The organism is Streptomyces sp. 1222.5, from assembly GCF_900105245.1.
GTDB classification, from domain to species: Bacteria; Actinomycetota; Actinomycetes; order Streptomycetales; family Streptomycetaceae; genus Streptomyces; species Streptomyces albidocamelliae.
In genome coordinates this window covers 7,033,557-7,054,794 of the sequence record NZ_FNSZ01000001.1, presented here as the reverse complement: position 1 = coordinate 7,054,794, position 21,238 = coordinate 7,033,557, and the positions used below count along the sequence as shown (strand labels likewise).

The following is a 21,238-nucleotide window of genomic DNA, read 5'->3' as shown; positions in this document are numbered from 1 at the left end:
CCGGCCCCGTTCAGTCCGCGGGCCGCAGCAGTTCCTCGCCCACGGCCCGGAAGGTGTCGCTCCACGGCGCGGGGCGCAGGGTCGCCGAGTCCAGCCGGACGAGAACCCGGGTGCCCCGCGCATAGGTCTCGCTCCCGTCGGCCGAGCAGAAGCGGAAGCCGTAGGTCAGACCGGTGGCGCCGAGCCGCTCCAGCCAGAGATGCACGGCGTACGTGCCGGGGCGGGTGACCGGCGCCTCGTAGCCGATGGTGAGTTCGCGGACGGCGTTGCAGGCGTCGCCGGCGGCCGCCCAGTCCCCGTCGAAGCGGACGCCGTGCTCGTTCCAGAGCTCGGTCCAGGCCCGCTCGACCATCAGCGGGTAGCGGGCGTTGTGCAGGAGCCCGAGCGCGTCGAGGTCGTCGAAGTGGACGGTGACGGGAATCAGCCGGCCGTGGGACACCACGGGGGCGGTCGGGGCTTCGGCGGTCACGGGAGGGCTCCTGAGCATCGCTGGCGGGGTGGGGCGCGCCCACCCCCGGACGCATTCCATACTAAGCGACCGCTCAGAAGCCCCGGACTCTGGGAAGTACCTGGTCAGCCCGCTATCGAGTCCAGCTGCTCGGCGGCGGGCCGCAGCGCCCACAGATCTCCCCCGGGCGGGGCCTCCAGGCGCGGCACGGCCGCCCTCGCCGCCCGGTCGCCGGCGTCCGCCGCCGCGTGGACGACATCGGCCGCCGCGTACCGGAGGAACTCCAGCTCGGGGTGCGGCCAGCCGGCGGCGCCGGTCGCGGCCGGCAGCAGGTAGTCGACGGCCTTGACCAGGCTCTGTCCGTCGGGTCCGCGGTAGCGCCAGAGGTCCACGCCCACGTGCCGGCCGATGGCCGCGAGCCGGGTGTACGCGACGAGGTCGAAGGTCGAGTAGTGCCAGCTGCGGGTGCGGGCGAGTTCCTGGGGCTGGCTGCCGTCGCCCGCGATCTGCGGGTCGATCCGGGCCGTGCGGGCGGCCAGCACGGTCCGCCGGGCCAGGGCGGTGTCCCCGGTGGCGTAGGCGAGGGCGGCGAGCTGCATGTCGTAGAAGGTGCCGTGGTTGTTGGCGGCCGCGCCCTCCTGCCGGCCGAAGTCGCTGTTCTGCAGCCAGTCACGGAAGTCGGTGTTCCACTCGCCCATCGCGGCGCGGTCCCCGGCGGTCCAGCCGGGTGCGCCCGTGGCGAGGATCGCCTGGGCGTCCAGCACGCTGGTGTACGACTGCGAGAAGTCGATGACGCCGATGGCCCGGCCGTCGTACTTGCAGGGGATGAACTGGGCGTGGTCCAGGTTCGGGTTCATCCGGGTGGCCGGGTCCAGGAACCAGGTGCGCAGGATGTCCCCCGCCTTCACGGCGTAGGCGCGTCTGCCCGTGTAGTACCAGGCGAGCGAGAGGTCGTACGTGGCGTCGAAGACCTTCTCGGCGTCCTGGCGGTCCGTACCGGTGTCGACCTCGGGATTGCGCTGCCCGTCGCGCTGGACGTACGGGCAGCCCCAGGGGTTGCCGGCCGTCGGGGTGGTCGTGGGCCACCAGTAGGGCGCCTGGCTGAGGTAGTCGTGGACGTCGCCTCCGGGCGCCGGCCTCGGTTTGTCGACGACCGTCCAGGGGCCCTGGTCCAGCCAGGTGTCGGCACGGGTCGTGAGGTCCTTCAGGGTCCGCCGCAGCCGGGGGTCGTGATCGAGGCGGGCCCGGGTCCGCTCGAGGCGGGCGCCGTCGAGGACGGCGGTGCGCGGGGCCCCGGCGGCGGCCGGGGCGGCGTGCGCGGAGGGGGCGAGCAGGGCTGTCGTGAAGGTCACCACGGCGGCGAGCAGCACGGCCGCACGGGGGCTTCCTCTCATCGGGCACTCCGATCTCGGGAGCAGGGTGGTCAGATACATGAACTTCGTTCATGAATAGGACCGTGCGAGCGTAGAGCCGCGAGGTACACGTGACAATGGTTCGGACCGTCTTCACGTACAGAGAAAGCGAAACCCCACATGGATCTCGGCGTGCGCTGGAAGCTGCACGGTGACGGGCGCACGCCCGCGCCCGGAGCGGTGGTACGCCCCGACGAACGGCTCTCCTGGCCCCGCACGGTCGGACTGGGCGCGCAGCACGTCGTCGCGATGTTCGGCGCCTCCTTCGTGGCACCGGTGCTCATGGGCCTGGACCCCAACCTGGCGATCATGATGTCGGGCGTGTCGACCGTGATCTTCCTGCTCGCCACCCGCGGCCGGGTGCCCAGCTACCTCGGCTGCTCGCTGTCGTTCGTCGGCGTCGCCGCCGTCATCCGCGCGCAGGGCGGCACGAGCGCGACCGTCACCGGCGCGGTCTTCGTCGTCGGTGCCGTGCTGTTCCTGGTGGGGCTCGCGGTGCAGCGCTTCGGGGCGCGGATCATCCACGCGGCGATGCCGCCGATCGTCACCGGCGCGGTGGTCATGCTGATCGGCTTCAACCTCGCCCCGGTCACCGCCTCCACCTACTGGCCGCAGGACCAGTGGACGGCGCTGCTGGTCATGCTGTTCACCGGTCTGTCCGTCGTCTGTCTGCGCGGTTTCTGGTCCCGCATCGCGATCTTCCTGGGACTGCTCTTCGGGTACTTCATCTCCTGGGCGTTCGACCGGATCTTCGGGAAGATCCACTCGATGAGCCCGAGCGGCAAGGTCACCGACCACTGGCGGCTGGACCTCTCCGGCGTCTCCCAGGCCGACTGGATCGGTCTGCCCTCCTTCCACGGGCCGACGTTCCAGTGGTCGGCGATCCTGGTCGCGCTGCCGGTCGTCATCGCCCTGGTCGCGGAGAACGCGGGACACGTGAAGGCCGTCGGCGAGATGACCGGCGACCCCCTGGACGACAAGCTCGGTACGGCGATCTCGGCAGACGGCGTCGGCTCCATGCTGTCGACCGCGGTGGGCGGCCCGCCGAACACCACCTACTCGGAGAACATCGGCGTGATGGCGGCGACCCGCGTCTACTCGACCGCCGCCTACTGGGCCGCCGCGGGCTTCGCGCTGCTCTTCGGCATCTGCCCCAAGTTCGGCGCGATCGTGGCCGCGATCCCGGGCGGGGTCCTCGGCGGCATCACCGTCATCCTCTACGGCATGATCGGCCTGCTCGGCGCCCAGATCTGGATCAACGCCAAGGTCGACCTGCGCAATCCGCTGAACCTGGTCCCGGCCGCCGCGGGCATCATCATCGGCGTCGGCAACGTGAGCATGAAGTTCTCCGACACCTTCTCGCTCAGCGGCATCGCGCTCGGCACCCTCGTCGTCATCACCGGCTACCACACGCTGCGCGCCTTCGCCCCGGCCCATCTGAAGAAGCAGGGGCCGCTGCTGGACGAGGGCACGTCCCGTTACGACGACCGGACCCCGCGCGCCGAGTCGTAGGCGTACCACGGGGTGAACGTCCCGGCCGGGCCCCGGCAGCCGTCGGACTCCCCCGGCAGCTTCACCCACAGGTGGGCGTCGACGCGCGCCTCGCCCGTGGTCGGTGTCGGGGGCCGGCCGGCCCGCCGAGGGCGTCGAGGACCCGGCGGTCGCAGGCGATCTCGTCGGCCGTGCCCCGGAAGTCGGAGACGTCGCTGAAGACGCCGTCCGAGGCGGCGGCGCCCGCCTCCCGCAGCAGCGCCGCCTGTTCGGCGGGCGGGTTCCAGCCGGAGTGACCGGCGTCGTAGTGGACCCGCGCCCTGGGGTTCGCCGCCTTCAGGACCCGGCCGGCCCGGGCCGGCGAGGCGAACCGGGCGGCCCGGGCCGCCGCCGTCAGGCAGTCCGACTGCGCGACGGAGTCCGGCTCCAGGATCACGGTCACCTCGCCCGAGCCCAGCCCGTCGGCGAAGGCGTCGATCCAGACGTCGTAGGCGGCGAGATCGGCGGCACCGCCCTGGGGGGGCGCCGCCGCAGTCGCGGTCCGGGACGGCGTAGGGCACGAGCACCGGGAGCCTGCCCATGGCCGCCGCGCCGGCGGTGACCGCGCGCACCCGGCCGGCGACGGTGTCCGTGGCGGGGTCGGTGAACCACACCGCGGCCGGCTGCCCGGCGATCCTGGACGCGATGACGGTGGTACGTGGATCGGCGGGATGGGCGCGGGCCCGGTCCCGCACCTGGGAGTCGGGGTCGCGGTACAGGAGCCCCGGGACGGGTGCGGTCCGCCGCCCCTTCCCGGTCCCGGCCGGTGCGGGCGTCCTCGTCGGCGGCCCTGCCTCCGGCGTCGGCCGGGACGTGACCGGCGCACTCGCCGACGTCGGCCGCTACGGTACGGCGGGCGGCGGCGCCGGAATCGCCCGGTGGCTCGCCGCGGGCCGGGCCCGGTCGGAGCCGTGGCCGTCGCCGAGCGCCGAGAGCGCCCCCGTGACGGTGCCGATCCCGGTGACCGCCGCGGCCACCGCCGCCCTCAGCCCGCGCCGGACGGCGCGCCCGCGTGCGGCCCGCCGCTCGGCCAGGCGCCGGACCCGTAAGCCTGACACGGTGCCGTTGCCCCCTCCACCGCGATGTCCCCCGCGACGTGCGCGGCGCCGCACCCCCGTACGGCCCCGCGTTCCCCCGATCCGGCGAAGCACCGGGCCGGTCGGCACGCCGGTCGGCGTAGGGCTGGGACCCTTCCCTCATGGCGCAGTTGGAACACCTCACCACTCCCGTCGACGCGGTCCTCCGCCGGATGCGCGCGCTCGACGCGGCCCTGCCCGAGCGGGACGGGGTCGCCGTGTTCAACCGCGTCTACCTGGCCGTCACCGAGGAGGTCGGACGGCACCTGCACGGCGGGAGGTTCGGGGATCCGCGGGCGGCGATCGCGCTGGACGTGCGGTTCGCCGAGCGGTATCTCGCGGCGGTCGACACGGTGGCCGCGGGCCGCCGTCCACCCGCCTGCTGGCGGCCGTTGTTGCAGCTCCGCCACCACCCCGGGGTACGCCCCCTGCAGTTCGCGCTGGCGGGCATCAACGCGCACATCGGGCACGATCTCGCGCTCGCCGTGGTGGACGCCTGCCGTACGCTCGGCTGCGAACCGGCCGAGCTGGAGGACGAGTTCGACCGCGTGGGCGATCTCCTCGTCTCGCTGGAGGAGCGCATCCGCGAGGATCTGATGCCGGGCCCCGATCTGCTCCAGATCGCCGATCCGCTCACCCATCTGCTGGGCTCCTGGAGCCTGGAGCGGGCCCGGGACGCCACCTGGGCGGCGGCGCGGGCGCTGTGGGCACTGCGCCGCTGCGGGGACCTGGCCGAGGAGTTCACCGAACGGCTGGACGCGGCGGTGGGGTTCGCCGGGCGGATGCTGCTGACCCCGCTCGCCGGCTGATCCGGACCCGTTATCCGGAACTCTCCCGCGCACGCCGGGAGTTGAACTACCGGTACTCGACTGCAGAGGAGCGGCGGCATGGCGACCCGGCTCGGACTCGGACTTCCCCAGATGCGGCAGTACTCGATCGGCGACGACGTCCCGAGGGTGGCGCGCGCGGCCGAGGAGATCGGCTACGACAGCCTGTGGGTCTTCGAGCGGGCCCTGTTCCCGGAGCCCGCCACCCAGGGCCTGTACGGCATCGAAGGCCTGCCCTGGCCCGACCGCTACCGGGCGGTGGCAGATCCGCTGGTCACCCTCACGCTGGCCGCGGCGGCCACCCGGCGGGCGGAGCTGGGCTCCAGCGTGCTGGTGGCGCCACTGCACCTGCCGTTCCAGCTCGCCAAGGCCCTGGCCACGCTGGACGCGGCCAGCGGCGGCCGGGTGGTGGCCGGCCTCGGCACGGGCTGGTCCCTGGACGAGTACGCGGCCTCGGGCGTCCGGCCCTTCGAGGAACGCGGCAGGGTGCTGGACGAGACCATCGAGGTGTGCCGCGCGGTGTGGGGCCCGGACCCGGTGGTGCACGAGGGCGCGGTCGCCCGGATCGCCTCGGCGGTGGTCGGACCCAAGCCCGCCCGGCCGATCCCGATCCTGCTCGCCGCGGGCAACGGCAGGGCCCTGCGCCGGCTGGTCGACCACGCCGACGGCTGGCTGCCCGCGGGCGCCGGCGCGGAGCAGATCGCCGTCCAGTGGCGGCGGTTGCGAGACATGGCCGAGGAGCGCGGGCGCACCGAGCCGATCCGGACGGTGCTGCGGGCGAACACGAGCGTGCGCGCGAAGCCGTGCGAGGGCACCGACCGCAGGCCCTTCCAGGGCAGCGTCGACCAGATCGTGGCCGATCTCGTGGAGCACGCCGGGATCGGACTGGACGAGATCCTCGTCGACCTCCAGGGCGAGGCGCGGGACGCGCAGGAGCTGACGGACGTCGCCGCCGAGGTGTTCGAAAAGGCGCGGGCGGCCGGAGTCTGAGGCCGGCCGGCCGCGCCTTCGTCCTTGTCCCGGTCAGTCCTCGGGAAGCTCCACCGGGGCGATCTCGTCGTAGACGTCGCCCGGGCCCGGGTTGACCGCGTCGGTCTCGCCGCCGAAGTGGTGCATGACGCCCCAGACCGCGTTCAGCGCGGTCTGGATCGCGCCCTCGGCCCAGCCGGCCGTCCAGGAGATGTCGTCGCCGGCGAGGAAGATGCCACGCTTGTCCTCGGGCAGCCGGTCCTGCATGAAGTGCGTGAACAGGCGCCGCTGGTAGCGGTAGTGGCCCGGCAGGTTGGCCTTGAACGCGCCCATGAAGTAGGGCTCGTTCTCCCAGGAGACGGTCACCGGGTTGCCGATGATGTGCTTCCGGATGTCGACCTTCGGGTAGATCTCGCCGAGCGACTTCAGCATGACCTCCATCCGCTCGTTCGCGGACAGCGGCAGCCACTTCAGGCTGTCGTCGCACCAGGTGTACGACAGGCAGATCACGGCCGGCTTGTCCGGGCCGTCGTCCAGCAGGTAGGTGCCGCGGGTCATGCGGTCGGTGAGCGTCATCGACATGACGTCCCGGCCGGTCTCCTCGTCCTTGTCCAGCCAGAACGGCCGGTCCACGGGTACGAAGAGCTTGCTGGACTCCATGTAGTGGGTGCGCTCGATCGCGGTCCAGTGGTCGATCGGGAAGAGCGAGTCGTCGCAGGCGATCTTGGACAGCAGCATCCAGGACTGGGCGGTGAAGATGGCCGCCTTGTAGGTGCGGATGTCGCCGTTGGCGTCGGTGACGGTGATCTGGTTGCCCGCGGTGCGGTGCAGGCGGGTCACGGCCGGCTTCGGCTCGCCGTCCACGTGCAGGGACTTCAGCGAGGTGCCGTACGGCCAGTGGACGATCTTCTCCGGCTCGCGCTCCCAGAGGCGCAGCGGCAGCTGCTGCGAGCCGCCGACGATGCCGCGGTGGTGGTCGTCGGCCTCGGTGTAGACGACGCGCAGGATCTCCAGGATGGAGTTCGGGAAGTCGGTGTCCCAGCCGCCGGTGCCGAAGCCGACCTGGCCGAAGATCTCGCGGTGCCGGAAGGACTTGAAGGCCTCGGAGTCGCAGAGGAAGCCGTAGAAGGTCTGGTTGTCGAACTTCTCGACGAGCTGCGCCCAGATCTCGCGGATGCGCGGGACGTCCCGCTCGCGCATCGCGCGGTTCATGTCGGAGAAGTCGGCGCCGTCCTCGAGGCACTTGTTCCAGGCGGCGGCGACGTCCCGGTAGACCTGGGGCAGGTCCTCGACCGTCTCGGCGTAGTGCGACTCGCCCTTGAGGTCGACCACGGTCGAAGGGGTGGCCTCGGCCAGCGGGTTCGGGAACGGCGTGGTCTCCAGGCCGACCAGGTCGATGTAGTGCTGCAGGGCGGTGGAGGACGGCGGGAACCGCATGGCGCCCAGCTCGCAGTTGAGCTCCTCGTCGCAGCCCTCGAAGCCGACGGTGCGCAGCCGGCCGCCGAGCTGGTCGGCCTCGTAGACGACGGGCTTGAGGCCCATCTTCATCAGCTCGTACGCGGCCACGATGCCGGACAGGCCGCCGCCGATGACCGCGACCTCGGCACCGTGCTCGGTCGCCGGTATCTGGCCGAGGCCCGCCGGGTGGGCGAGGAAGTCGTCGTAGGCGTAGGGGAAGTCCGGGCCGAACATGGTGATCGGCGGCTGCTGCTCGTCGGTGTGCTCGACGGCGTTGGGCACCGTGGACGTCATGGGGTACGGACTCCTTGCGCGGGGGTGGATCGGGGAGGGCTCGGGGGGATCAGACCAGGGACCCGTACAGGCCGGGGCGGCGGTCCTTCAGGTACGGGTTGGCCTCGCGGGAGGCGGCGAGGAAGGCCGGGTCGACGTCGGCGACGACCAGCTCCTCACCGCGGCCGGCGCGGGTGCGGGCGATCCCGTCGGGCCCGGCGAGCGCGGAGAGCCCGAAGAACTCGAACTCGCCCTCGGCGCCGACCCGGTTGACGTACGCGACGTACATCTGGTTCTCCCAGGCACGCACCGGCACCATGGACTCGGCGACGAACTGGAAGGGGTGCATGTTCGCCGTCGGCACGACGAGCAGGTCGGTGCCGGCCAGGGCGTGGGCGCGGGCGTTCTCCGGGAACTCGACGTCGTAGCAGATCATGATGCCGACGGTCAGGCCGCCCAGCCGGGCCTGGACGAGCGACTGCTCGCCGGGCGTGAAGTGCTCGCGCTCGGCGCAGCCGAAGAGGTGGGTCTTGCGGTAGTTCGCGAGCCGGGTGCCGTCGGCGGAGATCAGCTGGGCGGAGTTGTAGACGGTCTCGCCGTCGCGCTCCGGGTAGCCGTAGGTGATCGCGATGCCGTGCCGGCCGGCGATCTCGGCGATCGCGTCGGCGGAGTCGCCGTCGGCGCGCTCGGCGAGGCGGGCGATGTCGTCGCCGATCGCGTACCCGGTCAGGAACATCTCCGGCGCGGCGAGCAGCGCGGCGCCAGCGGCGGCGGCCCGGCCCGCGGCCGCGTCGAGGACCTTGAGGTTCTCGGCGACGGAGCCGGGGCGGCCGGAGCTCTGGAGCAGGGCGGTGCGCATGCGGGGTCCTCACCGGAAAAAGGGGTTTTGGGGGCCAGAAGAAAGGTACGTTCGGCGCGCTCGGCCGGACAAGAAGGAGCCGTTGCGCGCCGGTGCACGGTTTGTTGCGTGCACCACGGGTTCGGCGGCGATTCGTTGCGCGGCCCGTCGGAGCGGTGCCCGTCCCTCAAGGGGGCTCGGGCGCGGGCAGGAGCTCGCGGCGGGACCGCCGTGCCCTCAGGAGGAAGATCACCGTCGGTTCACCGGCCGCGTCACCGCTGCTCAGCGCGGGTACGGCGGTCCCCCGGCGCCCGTGCTAGATCTGCCGGAGCCGTTGGACGATCTCGCGGAGCAGGACCGGGTCGGTGGCGGTGCCGTCGGGTCCCGCGCGCCGGGGCTCGTCGATGCGGATCAGGTCCGCCGCGGCCAGGTCGCCGAGGAGGACCCGGACGACGGTGAGGGGGAGATCGGCGTCCGCCGCAAGCTCCACCACGGGGCGAGGGCCGCGCCGGACCATTTCGAGCAGGGTCGCACCGGCGTGGTCCACGGCGGGCTCCGGCCCCTCGGTGTCGAGCGCGGTGACCCGGGACATCAGGTCGACGGTGTGCCGGCCGTCGGGCCGGGTACGGCCCCGGGTCACCGTGTAGGGGCGCACCATCGACCCGGTCTCGTCCTCGTACCAGTGCTCGTCGCTCACCGTCGGCTCAGGAGCCCGATCGGGCGGCGGCGTCCAGGTGGCTGCCGAGGCGGCGGACGAGGAGGGCCATCTCGTGGGCGAGCTGACCGACGTCGGTCCGGGCCTCGCTCAGCACGGCGAGCCTGCTGCCGTGGCCGGCGGGGGTGATGAAGAGGTAGGCGTCGTCCAGCATCACCATGGTCTGCCGCACCTCACCCGCCGCGAACCGCTCCCCCGCCGATCTGGCCAGGCCGTGGAAGCCGGAGCAGATGGCGGCCAGATGCTCGATGTCCCGTCTGCGCATGCCGTCCGAGCTGCTGAGCGGCAGCCCGTCGGCGGTGAGCAGCACGGCCTGGCGTACGTGGTCGGTGCGCGCCACGAGATCGTCCAGCAGCCAGCCCAGGTCCGTGCCGGGCGCTCCCGCGGGCACGTCGGTCTGCTCGGGGTTGTGATCGTCACCGGGCATCGTCGGTGTCCGTCCCTTCGTCGGCGTGGGTGGTCATGTCGGTGGCCTGCGCTGCCGTTCCTTCCGTGCCCGGCTCCCCGGCCGCGGGGAGGCCCTTGCGGCCGCGGTCGAGGCCCCGCTGGAAGGCGCCGAAGATCGCGCGCATCTCCTCGGGGTCGAGGGCCCGCTCGGGCACGGCCCCGGGGCCGGCCGGATCGTCGCGCAGCTCGGGGGCCAGGGCGGCCTGGCGGGTCCGGCTGGGCAACGTGGGCAGCACGGACGGTCCGGCAGGCTCCCGGACCGAAGGCTCCGCGGCGAGCGAATCCCCCTCCACGACCGGTCCGGCAGGCTCCCGGACCGAAGGCTCCGCGGCGAGCGAATCCCCCTCCACGACCGGTCCGGCAGGCTCCTGCGCCGGCCGCGTCCGCTTCCTCGTCGGCAGCTCCCGCACCGGGGCGATCCCCTCGCCGGTCCGCGGCGCGGGAAGCCCACGCGCCGCCCGGACACCGGTCGCCGGGTCCCCGGTGCCTGCCGGCGCTGCGCCGGCGGCCGTGGCCGTGGTGTCGTCCGGCCTCGGCCGTGCCCCGGCTCCCCGGCCCGTCTCCACGTCCGTCGCCGGCCGGCGTACCCCCGCTACGGTCCGCACCGGCTCCGGCTCCGCCAGCACGCTCTCGGGCAGCAGCACCACCGCCGTCGTACCGCCGTACGGCGAGTCGCGCAGGCTCACCTCGATGCCGTGGAGGGCGGCGAGGCGGCCGACGACGTACAGGCCGAGCCGGTCGTGGCGGGTCGGGTCGAAGGCGTCGGGGTCGGTGAGGGTGCGCTGGGCCTCGGCCCGCTGCCCGGCGTCGAGACCGAGGCCCCGGTCGTCGATCTCCAGGACGAAGCCGCCGCCCACCCGCCCGGTGCGCAGGGTGACCTGGGTGTGCGGCGGCGAGAACACCGTGGCGTTCTCCAACAGCTCGGCGACCAGGTGCACGACGTCGGCGACCGCGTCCGCGGCCACGCCCGTCTCCGGCATCGGCGGCACGACCACACGCGCGTAATCCTCGATCTCACCGACGGCCGACGCGACGACGTCCGCGACGGGCACCGGCCTGCGCCAGCGGCGGCCGGGGGCGGAGCCGGACAGGATGATCAGGCTCTCCGCGTGCCGGCGCATCCGGGTGGTCAGGTGGTCGATGCGGAAGAGCTCGCGCAGCACGTCCGGGTCCTCGGTGCGCCGCTCCAGCGTGTCGACGAGCTTCAGCTGGCGGTGCACCAGCGCCTGGTTGCGCCGGGCGATGTTGAGCAGGACGGCGAACAGGCCGCGGCGCAGGGTCGCCTGCCGGACCGCGGCCTCCACGGCGGCCAGGCGGGCCGCGTTGAAGGACCGGCCGACCTGCCCGATCTCGTCGTCGCGCACGTCGTCGGCGGCGAGCGGCGGGGCCTCGGCGGCCGCGTCCACCTCCTCGCCGGCGCCCAGTCTCCGCATGACGTCGGGCAGCTGGCGCTGCGCCAGGACGTCGGCGGCGTCCCGCAGGGTCTCCAGGCGCCGGGAGATCCGCCGGGCGCCGCGCACCGCGAACCACAGCGACAGGGCCACGGCGGCCAGCCCGACCGCGCCGACGACGGCCGCCTTCGTCAGCTCCCGGTAGGCGAAGGCCCGTCCGCGCGCGGCGGAGTTCTCGGCGGACCGGGTGCACAGCAGCATGTACCGCTTGACGGCCCGGTCGGTGGTGGAGCGCCAGCTGTCGGCGGCGACGGCCCGCCCGGCCCCCGCGGCACCGGAGCGCAGCAGCGCGTCCTCGCCCCGCTCCAGGGAGCGGTGCAGGTCGTCCCGGGCGAACTGTTCGAACAGCGCCCGCGAGTCGGCGGGCAGGTCCGGCACGTAGGTCCGCTCGAAGACGCGCCGGTCCTCGATGGCCGCGGTCAGGCTGTCGTACTGCCGGTCGGTCAGCGTGCCGGCCGCGCGTGCGCCCGCGACGAGGGCGTCCTCCCGGGACACGAATTCCCGGACCCGGACCAGCTCGACGACGACCTGTGCCTCGCGGGCGAGCTGTCCGGCCTGGAGCGCGGTGAGCGTGGACTGCACGTCGAAGCCGGGCTCGACGAGCGCGCTGTACTCGTCCACGGCCCGGTCCCAGCTGAGCCGCCGGGACAGTACGCGTTCGCGCAGCCCCTCCAGCCTGCCGGTGGCCTTCACCATGGTGTCCAGGGCCTGCCGCTGACGGTCCGTGAGCCGGTCCCGGTCCCCGTCCCGGACCGCCTGCCGCATGGCGTCCACGGCCCGGTCGGTACGCCGCTGCTGGCCGAGCAGTTGCCCGGCGGTGGTGGTGTCGAGGCGCCCGCCCAGGTAGGTGGCGGACATCCGCCGCTCGATCTGGATCTGTCCGACCGCGGTGTCCACGGGGGTGCCGAAGTCCTCGTACACCCCCTGGAGCCGGACCAGCGCGCGCAGTTCGGCGGTGACGGACACCATGGCGAAGCTCCACAGGGCCATCAGGGCGACGGCCGGGGCGAGCGCGAGCGCCACGATCCGCGCACGAACGGTGGTGGGACGGCCGAGGGGCCAGCGCATGGAGACCTGCCGGTGTTACCAGTCGGTAGAAAGTTCGGCACAACCTACGGGATCAGCACCGGCCCCGCAATGGTGACCTGCGGTAACCCCGGGTCACCCGCTGGGCAGGGCGAAGGTGGTGACGACCGCCGCGTGGTCGGAGGGCCAGTCGTTGCCCGCCACGTCCGGCCAGGGCCGCGGGATGCCGGTGACCAGCGTCCGGGAGTCGAGCACGGTCAGTCCGCGGTGCAGGACGTAGTCGATCCGGTCCTGCGGTTCGGGCCGTCCGCTGCCGTCCTCGTGCACCGGATGAACGGGCGACCAGGTGTGCCCGGGTTCGGCGGCCGGGTCGGGGTGGGCCTCGCGGAAGGAGTCGGCGAACCCCGCGTCCTCGGCCGCCTCGGTCACCGGCCAGCGCACGTCCGGCCAGTCCAGGTGGGAGGGGCAGTTGAAGTCCCCGACGAGGACGACCGGGACGCCGTCGTCCGACGACTCGGCGATCCGGTCCAGCGCGTCCCGCATCTGGCTCAGCCGCAGCTCCTCGTGGGCGATCAGCCCGGCCGCCGGCAGTCCGTCGAAGGCGGCCTCGTAGGGCCCGTACGGCGTGTAGTGCAGGTGGGCGGTCCAGACGTCCACCTCGCGACCGGGGGCGACCGCGATCCGGACACCGGCGGCGCCGTAGAAACCGACGTCCGGGTCGCCGAAGCGGGCGGTGACGGGGTGACGGCTGAGGACGCCGAGGTTCTCGCCGGCCCGGTGGTGGTGCCAGCCGAGGGCCTCGGCCAGCTCCTGGGCGGCCGTCCCGCCGGTCTCCTGGAGCCCGACGACGTCGGCACCGCTCTCCAGGACCGCCTGGACCTGCTTGGCCCGGTGGTCGTCTACCTTGCTGCCGCCGAGCCACAGGTTCCAGCTCATCACGCGGAGCCGGGGAGCGGCCATCCGTTCCAGGTCGGCGGCCGTGACCCCGGCCAGGCTGTCCCGCACGGTCCGGCCGGGCGCCTCGCCGATCGGCGCGAGCGAGGGCACGGCGAGCACCGTGCACCCGGCGGCCTCGGCGGAGGCGACGCCGGTCTCGGTGTCCTCGACGGCGACACAGGCCGGCGGGTCGACCCCGAGGATCCGGCAGGCGGCCAGGTAGGGATCGGGGGCGGGCTTGGTGCGGGCGGTGTCGTCGGCGGTGACGGAGGTCGCGAACCGGTGGGCACCCAGCGCGTCGAGGACGACGTCGGCGACCGCGCGCGGGGACGCGGTGACCAGGGCGGTGGGGACGCCCGCGGCGGCGAGCGCGTCCAGCAGCTCGACGGCGCCGGGGCGGGGCACGATGCCGGTGCGGACGCGCTCGGCGAACTCGCGGTGCAGGACGGTGGCGAGGTCGGCGGCCGGCCTGCCGGTGGCAGCGCCGAGCCAGTCGGCGGTGTGCTCGACGGGGCGGCCGAGCACCTCCGGCTGGTCGGCCTCGGTCAGCGGGCGTCCGGCGACCTGCTCGACCGCCTCCCACCACAGGCGTTCGGTGTCCACGAGGGTGCCGTCCATGTCGAACAGGACGGCGTGCAGCCGGTGGTGGAGGCGGTCGGGGGCGTGGGGGGTCACGTCGGGGTCTTTCCTCACTTCTGGATACGTTCTGCCACCAGCACCGGCCGCTCCGGCAGCGACACGGTGACGGCGGTTCCGGCGCCGAGTCCGGCGGCCTCGTGCGCGGGCAGGTCGGCCTTGGCCTCGGTGCCGTCGGCGAGCCGTACGGTGACCCGGACGACCGCGCCGAGGAAGGCGGTGGCGACCACGCGGGCGCCGCCCCGGTCGTCGGTGTGCAGCCGTACGGCCTCGGGCCGCACCAGCACGTCCACCGCGCCGTCGGGCACCTCGCCCTCGGCGGGCAGCCGCTGCCCGAGCACCTCGACGGTGCCGTCCCTCAGCTCCCCCGGCAAACGGCTCATGGTGCCCACGAACTCGGCGACGAACGCGGTGGCCGGACGCCAGTACAGCTCGGCGGGCGCGGCGCACTGTTCGAGCCGCCCGGCCCCCATGACGGCCACCCGGTCGGCGACCGACAGGGCCTCCTCCTGGTCGTGGGTGACGAACAGGGTGGTGATGCCGAGCTCCTGCTGGAGCCGGCGGATCTCCTCACGCAGGGTGAGGCGCACCTTGGCGTCCAGCGCGGACAGCGGCTCGTCGAGCAGCAGCACGCGCGGACGCAGCGCGAGGGCGCGGGCGAGCGCGATGCGCTGCTGCTGGCCGCCGGACAGCTGGTGCGGGTAGCGCGCGCCCTTGTCGCCGAGGCCGACCAGCTCCAGCAATTCGGCTGCGCGGGAGCGGCGTTCGGCCATGCGGACCTTGCGCATCCGCAGCCCGAAGGCGACGTTGTCGAGGGCGTCCAGGTGCGGGAAGAGGCTGTACGACTGGAAGACCATCCCGGCGTCGCGACGGTGGGCCGGGACCCGCGTGACGTCCTCGCCGTCCACCAGGACGGCGCCGGAGTCGGGGTGCTCGAACCCGGCGAGCATGCGCAGCGCGGTGGTCTTGCCGCAGCCGGACGGGCCGAGCAGGGCCAGGAACTCCCCCGGGCGGACGGTGAGGTCCAGTCCGTCGAGGGCGACGGTGGCGCCGAACTCCCTGCGCAGACCGCGGAATTCGACGGTGGCGGCCTTCTCGGCCGTTGCCTTCTCAGGCGTGGTGACGGTCATGACGGTTCATCCCCGGGAAGAAGCGGTTCGGGTGCGTCCGCCGCCGGCACCGGCGAGCGCGAGGAGCAGGGCCCAGGTGACGAGCAGGCTGAGCACGGACACGGCGACGGACATCTGGGCCTGTGAGCCGCCGACGTTGTAGATCCACACGGCGAAGGGCCGGAAGCCGAGCAGCTGGGCGACGGTGAACTCGCCGAGGACCAGTGCCAGGGTGAGGAAGGAGGCGTTCAGCAGGGCACCGCGCAGGTTCGGCAGCACGGCCCGGACCAGCGCCTGCGGCCAGGAGGCACCGCAGCTGCGGGCGGCCTCGACCAGGGTCCGTACGTCGATGGAGCGCAGGCCGGCGTCCAGGGCGCGGTACACGAAGGGCAGCGCCATCACGACGTACGCGAGGACGAGGACCAGGGGGAAGTTCTCGTTCTGGATCACCACGAACGTCTGGAACAGCGGGGTCCGGGACAGATGCTCCGGGCCCCACTTGAGCACGGTGACGATCCCGGCGACGAACGCGATCGGCGGCACCACCAGTGGCAGCGAGCACACCACCTCGACCACCGGCCGCATCCGGGGCGCACCGAGCCTGAGCGCGACCACGGCGGGCACCATGAGCAGCAGGACGACCGCGATGGTGGCGACGGCCAGCTCCAGCGAGAGCAGCAGGCTGGAGACGAAGCCCTCGGTGGACAGGATCCTGGTGTAGGCGTCGGAGGTGACGCCCTGCCCGGGCACGTCGACCGTGAAGATCACGGAGGCGGTGAGCGGCACCAGGAAGTACAGCGCGGCCAGGCCGAGGACGGCCCACCGCCACGGTGTCAGGCGTCGAGCCATCGGGCGCTCCGTCGTTGCAGGGGCAGGTACACGGCCATCACCAGGCCCGCCACCAGCACCATGTCGAGGCTGAGGGCGAGGGCCACGTTCTCCTGGCCGACCAGGACGTTGCCGGACAGCGCGTCGGCGATCTGCAGGGTGACCAGCGGGACCGCGCTGCCGACCATCGCGGCGGCGGTGGCGTAGGCGGCGAAGGCGCTGCCGAACAGCAGCACCAGGCCGCCGAGCAGGGAGGGCGCCAGCACGGGCAGGGCCACGTGCCGCCAGTACTGCACACCGGTGGCGCCGTTGTTCAGCGCGGCCTCCCGCCACTGGGAGCGCAGACCGTCCAGGGCCGGGGTGATGGTGAGGACCATGAGCGGGATCAGGAAGTACAGGTAGACGAGGACCAGTCCCCAGAAGCTGTACAGGTCCCAGCCGCTGTCCTTCAGGCCGAGGTGCACGGTCAGCACGCCCGCGTTGCCGAGGGTGGCGACGAAGGCGAAGGCGAGCGGGACCCCGCCGAAGTTGGCGAGCACGCCGGACGCGGTCAGCACGGCCTCGCGCAGCGCGCGGGAGCGGGAGCCGGCCACGGCCTGCGCGAGCGGCAGCCCGAGCAGGGCGCCGAGCACGGCGGAGACCGCGGACAGTTCGACGCTGCCGAGGAGCGCGGTGAGGTACGGGCCCTGGAGCGAGGTGGTGAGGTTGCCGGCGGTGTAGGAGGTGGCGCCGGTCGCCGGGTCCTCGGCCGTGAAGGCGCCGTCGAGGACGGCCAGGGCCGGCAGCCCGAAGGCGATCGCCGTGAACGCCAGCAGCGGCACCACGGCGAGCCAGCCGGGGGCGCGGCGCCGCCGCTTCACCGAAGCGGCGGGCGCCACGTCCGCGCGCGGGAGGGCGGCGGTCATCCGGAGACGGCCTTGCCCCAGCCCTGCGCGAGGGCCGTCTTGGCCTTGCTCTGCTGGTCCTCGGTCGGGAAGGCGGGCGTGCCGGTGACCTTCGGGAGCTTGGCGGCGGCCGTCTTGTCGAGGGTGCCGGCCTTGTCCATGGCGGTCATCAGGGCGGGCCGGGCGTAGCCCTTGAGCCACAGGTTCTGGCCCTCGGTGCTGTACAGGTACTCCTGCCACAGGCGGGCGGCCGCCGGGTGCGGGGCGTCCTTGTTGACGGCCTGGGAGTAGTACTGGGCGTACTGGCCGTCGGCCGGGATGGAGACCTTCCAGTCCACGCCCTTGGACCGGAACTCGTCGGCGTAACCGGCGTTCAGGTAGTCCCAGTCGATGGAGATCGGGGTCTCGCCCTTCTCCACGGTGGCCGGGGTGGACTCGACGGGCGTGTAGTTGCCGTTCTTCTTCAGTTCGGCGAAGAAGTCGAGGCCGGGCTGGATGTCGTCGAAGGAGCCGCCGTCGGCGAGGGCGGCCGCGTAGACGCCGCCGAAGGCCGAGCCGGACTTGGTGGGGTTGCCGTTGAGGGCGACCTGGCCCTTGTACTGCGGCTTGAGCAGGTCCTTGAAGGTGGTGGGGCAGGACTTCACCCGCTTGGCGTCGCAGCCGATGGAGATGTAGCCGCCGTAGTCGTTGTACCAGCGGGCCCGCGGGTCCTTCTGGGCCTCGGGGATGTCGCCGTAGGAGGCCACCTCGTACGGCGCGAGCAGGCCCTGCTGGGCGGCGCTGAGGGCGAAGGAGCTGCCGAGGTCGAGGACGTCGGGCGCGCGGTCCTGGCCCTTGCGGGAGGTGACGGCGTTGATCTCGTCCTGGCTGGAGCCGTCGGGGCTCTCGTCCTCGATCTTGATGCCGTACTTCTTCTGGAAGCCGTCGATGATCGCGCCGTAGTTGGCCCAGTCGCGGGGCACCGCGATGATGTGCAGCTTCCCCTCCTTCTTGGCCGCCTCGACCAGGGCGTCCATGCCGCCGAAGTCGGCCGCGGAGGTGGCGGTGGCGGCGTTCTTGCCGGTCTTGGTGGTGCTGGACGCGTTGTCGGGGGCGGCGCCGCAGGCGCTCAGCGCGAGCGCGGCGACGACGGCGAGGGAACCGCCGAGGACGGCGGTTCTCGGCAGGGACACGGTCACGGTCTCTCCAGGGGGCGCACGAGGGTGGAGTAGTGCGGGCAACTTGTATGAACAAGTTGGCCTCAGTACGCCCGGCGTCGGTGTCCTGTCCGTGAACACCGGCGAAACAGCAACCCCTGATTCCCTGCACACTTCCGGCCGGCACGGATCACCGGGGAACGTCGATTAGGCTGGTCACGCTGTGCACAGCGGCCTACGCAGAGGGGAAGCATGACGGCGCGACACGAGGAGATCGCGGACGAACTGCGCCGCGCGATCGACCGCGAGGTGTACGCGGTCGGCAGCAGGCTGCCCTCGGAGTCGGAACTCGCCGCGCACTACGGCGTCTCGCGCGGCACCGTCCGCCAGGCCGTCGCCGCCCTGACCGCCGAAGGGCTCATCGGGTCCCGGCAGGGCGCCCGCCGGGTGGTCCTGGCCAGCCGCCGCAGCCAGACCTTCGAGGAACTGCGCAGCTTCGCCCAGTGGGCGCGGGCCATGGGCCACGAGGCCACCGGCCACGTCGTGACCCAGGAGTACCGCCCGGCCGGCCACGAGGACGCCGCGCGCCTGCAACTCACCGTCGGCACACCGGTGTTGCACGTCCTGCGGGTGCGTGGCCTGGACGGCGAGCCGGTGCTGCTGGAGCGCACCGTGTACGCCGACTGGATCTCCCCCGCGGTCGAGGCGATCGAGCCCGACTGTCCGTCGGTCACCCAGCGCCTGTACGACGACACCGGTCTGGTCTTCGCCTACGGCGAGCACGTCATCGACGCGGTGGCCTGCGGCGCGCTGGACGCCGAGTTGCTCGGGGTGCGCCGGACCAGCCCGCTGCTGCGGGTGCGGCGTGTGACGACGACACGGGAGGGCCGGCCGGTCGAGTGGTCGGACGACCGCTACCGGCCGGACGCGGTGAGCTTCAGCGTGCACAACTCGATCGGTAACAATCCGCTCGCGCGGAAGGCGGCGGAGTAGAGAACGGGGCGCGCGATGGTCGCCGGGTGCGGGTCCGCGGCGGTCGCTCGCGCCTCTTGAGGCCCTGCGCCCCGCCCCCGCGACCCGTGCCTATCCCGGTGCGCCGGAGGAGAAGCGGCGCAGCAGCGGGGACAGCACCAGGACGGACTTGGTCCGTTCCACGAACGGCTCCCCCGCGATCCGCTCCAGGACCCGCTCGAAGTGGCGCATGTCGGAGGCGAAGACCTGGGCGATCGCGTCCGCGTCGCCGGTGACGGTCGACGCGGCCACGACCTCCTGGTAGCGCTCCAGACCCCGCTGGATGGTCTCCGGCGAGGTGTTGCGCCGGCAGTGGATCTCGATGAATCCCTCGGTCTCCCAGCCGAGCGCCGCCGGATCCACCCGGACGGTGAACCCGGTGATGGCTCCGGTGGCGCGGAGCCGGTCCACGCGCCGCTTCACCGCGGGCGCGGACAGGCCGACCATCTGCCCGATGTCCGCGTAGGAGCGGCGGGCGTCCTCGGCGAGGGCGTGCACGATGCGTTCGTCGAGATCGTTCAGCACAGGGGGTTGTTCACTTCTTCGGTTCGATCACTTCTCTGCCGTCACCGCGAGCACGTCGTCGGTCGCGAGACGGGAACGGCGATAGCCGTACACGAAGTAGAACACGAGCCCGACGGCCATCCAGCATCCGAAGACGACCCACGTGACGGTGTCGAGGCTGAACATGTTGTACGCGCAGAACAGGAAGCCCAGCACCGGCAGCACCGGCCCGAACGGCACCTTGAACGTGCGCTCCAGCCCCGGCCGCTTGTACCGCAGGACGATCACCGCGACGTTGACGAGGGCGAAGGCGAACAGCGTGCCGATGCTGGTGGCGTCGACCAGCTTGCCCAACGGGATGAGTGCGGCGAGCACACCGCAGAAGAGGGACACGATCACCGTGTTGAGGCGGGGCGAGCCGGTCTTCGCGTGGACCTTGCCGAGCGCCTTCGGCACCAGGCCGTCGCGGGCCATCGCGAAGAGGATGCGGGTCTGGCCGTAGAGAACGGTGAGCACCACGCTCGCGATGGAGATGACCGCGCCCAGCGCCAGCAGGGTGCCCCAGAAGGTCTGGCCGGTGACGTCGTCCATGATCGCGGCGAGGGTCGCCTCCGAGCCGTCGAACTTCTTCCAGTTCCAGGCGCCGACGGCGACGCCCGCGACGAGCACGTACAGCACGGTCACGATGATCAGCGAGAGCATGATCGCCCGGGGCAGGTCCCGCTTGGGGTTCTTGGCCTCCTCACCGGCGGTGGAGGCGGCGTCGAAACCGATGTACGAGAAGAACAGCGTGGCACCGGCGGCGCTGACACCCGTCATGCCGAGCGGCATGAAGTCGGCGTAGTTGCCGGACTTGAAGCCCATGAAGCCCACCGCGCAGAACAGCACGAGGGCGACGATCTTCACGCAGACCATGATCGTGTTGGCGCGGGCGGACTCGCGCGCACCGCCGAGCAGGAACACCATCGCCAGCAGGACGACGATCAGGGCGGGCAGGTTGATGATGCCGCCCTCGCCCGGCGCCGAGGACAGGACGCCCGGGATGGTGACACCGACGGTGCCGTCGAGCAGCTCGTTGAGGTACTCGCCCCAGCCGACGGCGACGGCGGCCACCGACACGCCGTACTCCAGCACCAGACACCAGCCGCAGACCCAGGCGACCAGCTCACCCAGCGTTGCGTACGCATACGAGTAGGAGGAGCCGGCGACCGGGATGCTGCCCGCCAGCTCGGCGTACGACAGCGCCGAGAACAGGGCCGTGAGACCGGCGATCACGAAGGCCAGGGTGACCGCCGGACCGGCCTTCGGGACGGCGTCGCCGAGGACGACGAAGATGCCGGTGCCGAGCGTGGCACCGATGCTGATCATGGTCAGCTGCCACAGTCCGAGGGAGCGCCGGAGCTGCCCTCCCTCGCCCTGGCCGCCCTCGGCGACCAGGCGTTCCACGGGCTTGCGACGCATGAGGCGCGCGGCGACGCCCGGGGACGCGGGGGCGGCCGCTCTCTCGTTGTGCGGGGGTGCGCCTTGGTCGAGCACGTACGGGCTCCTTATCGCTGCCGGTCTGGGTGGGTCGGGTCCGGCATGGCCGCCGGACCCTCGGGGCGGGGACCGGCGGCAGCCCGCGAGAGCAGGAGTCCGCCGAGCGGAGTCCCCGCCACGCCACGTACAGCGCAGCACCCTACGGGGGTGGGCTTTACGGGCGTAATGCAGCAACCTTGCGCATG

General features: G+C 72.8%; 18 protein-coding genes and 1 pseudogene. 4 read left to right on the top strand and 15 right to left on the bottom strand.

Features of this window, described 5'->3' with window-relative positions:
- Window positions 1-10: 10 nt before the first annotated feature.
- Both BLW57_RS32010 and BLW57_RS32005 read right to left on the bottom strand, forming a co-directional pair.
- Window positions 11-469 (bottom strand): acyl-CoA thioesterase, encoded by a 459-nt coding sequence (locus tag BLW57_RS32010; protein WP_093479221.1) that lies wholly within the window; start codon window positions 467-469, stop codon window positions 11-13.
- A gap of 104 nt (window positions 470-573) precedes the next feature.
- On the bottom strand, window positions 574-1,842 hold the full coding sequence (locus tag BLW57_RS32005; protein WP_093480988.1) for an alginate lyase family protein: 1,269 nt from the start codon (window positions 1,840-1,842) through the stop codon (window positions 574-576).
- A 138-nt stretch (window positions 1,843-1,980) separates the two neighbouring features.
- Here BLW57_RS32005 and BLW57_RS32000 point away from each other — a divergent pair, with 138 nt between their 5' ends.
- On the top strand, window positions 1,981-3,372 hold the full coding sequence (locus tag BLW57_RS32000; protein WP_093479220.1) for a uracil-xanthine permease family protein: 1,392 nt from the start codon (window positions 1,981-1,983) through the stop codon (window positions 3,370-3,372).
- Here the strand turns inward: BLW57_RS32000 and BLW57_RS31995 are convergent.
- A pseudogene (locus BLW57_RS31995) lies at window positions 3,339-4,379 on the bottom strand (glycoside hydrolase family 6 protein). The gene BLW57_RS32000 and the pseudogene BLW57_RS31995 overlap by 34 nt on opposite strands.
- A 209-nt stretch (window positions 4,380-4,588) precedes the next feature.
- Here BLW57_RS31995 and BLW57_RS31990 point away from each other — a divergent pair.
- Window positions 4,589-5,275, top strand: coding sequence for a DUF5995 family protein (locus BLW57_RS31990; RefSeq protein ID WP_093479219.1), 687 nt, complete (start codon window positions 4,589-4,591; stop codon window positions 5,273-5,275).
- A gap of 78 nt (window positions 5,276-5,353) precedes the next feature.
- Window positions 5,354-6,283 (top strand): TIGR03619 family F420-dependent LLM class oxidoreductase, encoded by a 930-nt coding sequence (locus BLW57_RS31985; protein WP_093479218.1) that lies wholly within the window; start codon window positions 5,354-5,356, stop codon window positions 6,281-6,283.
- A 33-nt stretch (window positions 6,284-6,316) separates the two neighbouring features.
- On the opposite strand, the gene BLW57_RS31980 is transcribed toward BLW57_RS31985, so the two are convergent.
- From BLW57_RS31980 to BLW57_RS31935, 10 genes are all read right to left on the bottom strand, one after another.
- Window positions 6,317-8,014 carry a flavin monoamine oxidase family protein gene (locus BLW57_RS31980; RefSeq protein WP_093479217.1) on the bottom strand — a complete coding sequence of 566 codons (1,698 nt, stop codon included), beginning with the start codon at window positions 8,012-8,014 and terminating at the stop codon, window positions 6,317-6,319.
- 49 nt (window positions 8,015-8,063) lie between these two features.
- Entirely contained in the window at window positions 8,064-8,852 is a 789-nt protein-coding gene (locus BLW57_RS31975) for a carbon-nitrogen hydrolase family protein (RefSeq protein WP_093479216.1), read from the bottom strand.
- A gap of 295 nt (window positions 8,853-9,147) precedes the next feature.
- Window positions 9,148-9,528 (bottom strand): DUF742 domain-containing protein, encoded by a 381-nt coding sequence (locus BLW57_RS31970; RefSeq protein WP_256339632.1) that lies wholly within the window; start codon window positions 9,526-9,528, stop codon window positions 9,148-9,150.
- Window positions 9,529-9,535: 7 nt separating this feature from the next.
- Window positions 9,536-9,973 carry a roadblock/LC7 domain-containing protein gene (locus BLW57_RS31965; protein WP_079192735.1) on the bottom strand — a complete coding sequence of 146 codons (438 nt, stop codon included), beginning with the start codon at window positions 9,971-9,973 and terminating at the stop codon, window positions 9,536-9,538.
- Entirely contained in the window at window positions 9,963-12,512 is a 2,550-nt protein-coding gene (locus tag BLW57_RS31960) for a sensor histidine kinase (protein WP_093479215.1), read from the bottom strand. Before BLW57_RS31960 ends, BLW57_RS31965 begins: the two co-directional genes overlap by 11 nt.
- A gap of 93 nt (window positions 12,513-12,605) precedes the next feature.
- Complete coding sequence (locus BLW57_RS31955; RefSeq protein WP_256339631.1) at window positions 12,606-14,081, bottom strand: HAD-IA family hydrolase; 1,476 nt, start codon at window positions 14,079-14,081, stop codon at window positions 12,606-12,608.
- A gap of 14 nt (window positions 14,082-14,095) precedes the next feature.
- The gene (locus BLW57_RS31950) at window positions 14,096-15,172 is read right to left on the bottom strand and encodes an ABC transporter ATP-binding protein (RefSeq protein WP_093479214.1); all 1,077 of its coding nucleotides are present in this window, start codon (window positions 15,170-15,172) and stop codon (window positions 14,096-14,098) included.
- A 6-nt stretch (window positions 15,173-15,178) separates the two neighbouring features.
- Window positions 15,179-16,000: an ABC transporter permease gene (locus BLW57_RS31945; RefSeq protein WP_093479213.1), complete on the bottom strand. Its 822-nt coding sequence runs from the start codon at window positions 15,998-16,000 to the stop codon at window positions 15,179-15,181.
- Window positions 15,985-16,884 (bottom strand): ABC transporter permease, encoded by a 900-nt coding sequence (locus BLW57_RS31940; RefSeq protein WP_093479212.1) that lies wholly within the window; start codon window positions 16,882-16,884, stop codon window positions 15,985-15,987. Before BLW57_RS31940 ends, BLW57_RS31945 begins: the two co-directional genes overlap by 16 nt.
- Window positions 16,881-18,041, bottom strand: a complete 1,161-nt coding sequence (locus tag BLW57_RS31935; RefSeq protein ID WP_093479211.1) for an ABC transporter substrate-binding protein — start codon at window positions 18,039-18,041, stop codon at window positions 16,881-16,883. The genes BLW57_RS31940 and BLW57_RS31935 overlap by 4 nt, the downstream gene beginning before the upstream one ends.
- A gap of 210 nt (window positions 18,042-18,251) precedes the next feature.
- Here BLW57_RS31935 and BLW57_RS31930 point away from each other — a divergent pair, with 210 nt between their 5' ends.
- Window positions 18,252-18,992 (top strand): GntR family transcriptional regulator, encoded by a 741-nt coding sequence (locus BLW57_RS31930; protein ID WP_093479210.1) that lies wholly within the window; start codon window positions 18,252-18,254, stop codon window positions 18,990-18,992.
- A 90-nt stretch (window positions 18,993-19,082) separates the two neighbouring features.
- Here the strand turns inward: BLW57_RS31930 and BLW57_RS31925 are convergent, their stop codons facing one another.
- Complete coding sequence (locus tag BLW57_RS31925; protein ID WP_073899367.1) at window positions 19,083-19,535, bottom strand: Lrp/AsnC family transcriptional regulator; 453 nt, start codon at window positions 19,533-19,535, stop codon at window positions 19,083-19,085.
- Window positions 19,536-19,562: 27 nt separating this feature from the next.
- Complete coding sequence (locus tag BLW57_RS31920) at window positions 19,563-21,050, bottom strand: amino acid permease (protein WP_093479209.1); 1,488 nt, start codon at window positions 21,048-21,050, stop codon at window positions 19,563-19,565.
- Window positions 21,051-21,238: the final 188 nt, after the last annotated feature.